Origin of the sequence: Candidatus Protofrankia californiensis (assembly GCF_900634765.1) — a bacterium.
GTDB lineage: Bacteria > Actinomycetota > Actinomycetes > Frankiales > Frankiaceae > Protofrankia > Protofrankia californiensis.
This window is the reverse complement of the sequence record NZ_CAAAFT010000491.1, coordinates 13,934-15,265: the sequence shown is the minus strand read 5'-3', so window position 1 is coordinate 15,265 and position 1,332 is coordinate 13,934. Positions and strand designations below refer to the sequence as shown.

The window sequence follows — 1,332 nt, the reverse complement described above, 5'->3', positions numbered from 1 at the left end:
CCGGCACGCTGATCCGGATGGTGACGGCTCTGCTCGAGGCATGGGGTGCGGCCCCGCCCACTGCGTTGCGCACCGGCGGTCTGAGTGTCCGGGACTTCCGTGCCACCGCGAAGCTGCTCGACATCACCGAAGCGGCGGCGGCGGTGGTCGTCGAGATCGTCTATGCGGCCGGGCTGGTCGACAATTCCGCCGGCACGGATGTGCAGATCATGCCCACGACGGCCTACGACCGGTGGTGCGTGGAAACCCCCGCCATGCGGTGGGCCGTACTGGTGGAGGCGTGGTTGCGCACCCTGCACGTCCCCGGCCTGGTGGGGGATCGGGACGACAAGGGCCGCCAGATCGCGGCGCTCTCCGTGGAACTGCGGCGGCAGAGCGCGCCGGAACTGCGACGTCTTGTGCTGGACGCCTTTGCCGCCGCGCCACGCGGGCTCGCACCCACACCCGCATCGGTGCGGGAGCTGCTTGCCTGGCGGGTACCGCGCCGGAGCGGGTCGTTGCTGGACCGGATGGTCGACTGGATCTTCGCCGAGGCCGATCTGCTGGGCGTCACCGGCCGTGGCACGCTGTCAGCCGCCGGGTGGGCGCTGGTCCACGGCGAAGCCGCGGACGGGGTGAGCCGGTCCGAGCTGGCGGCGGCACTGGGCCCGATGCTGCCCGAGCCCGTCAGCGAACTGCTCGTGCAGGCCGACCTCACCGCCGTGGCACCGGGTCCCCTGGTGCCGGAGATCGCCGCCGAGCTGGCGCAGATGGCCGATGTCGAATCCTCGGGTGCGGCAACGGTCTTCCGGTTCTCCGAGACGTCCCTGCGGCGGGTGCTGGACGCCGGGCGGACCGCCGAGGACATCCGCGACTTTCTCACCCGGGTGGCCCGTGGGGGCGTACCGCAGACGCTGGACTACCTGGTGGACGACATCGCTCGTCGCCACGGACGGCTGCGGGCGGGGCCGGCCGCGTCGTATCTGCGCTGTGACGATACCGTCGTCCTGTCCGAGGTGGTCGCGTCCCGGCGAACCCAGGCGCTGGGGCTGCGCCGGGTTGCGCCAACGGTAGTGGTCTCCTCGCTGCCCATGCCCAAGTTGCTCGACGGGCTGCGTACGGCCGGTTTCTCCCCGGTGGGGGAGGGCCCGGATGGACGTGTGGTGCTCAGCCGGCCGGAGGTATACCGCACGCCGGGCCGTCCGCGACCGAGCACCGCGGAGGTGCAGGGCAGCCGTAACGAGCAGCTGCGTGGTGTGGTGCGGATGATCCGCCGCGGGGACGACGGTTCCCGTACGGCACGGGCGGCCGCGGCCGCGGCCGCGATCGGTTCGGTGGCCGACGGGATGGTGC

General features: G+C 72.4%; 1 protein-coding gene. It reads left to right on the top strand.

Annotated features, from left to right (window positions below; translation table 11 throughout):
• Window positions 1-17 precede the first annotated feature (17 nt).
• A partial coding sequence (locus DD1DGNOD_RS25675) for a helicase-associated domain-containing protein (protein WP_346434382.1) occupies window positions 18-1,332 on the top strand: 1,315 nt, incomplete at its 3' end.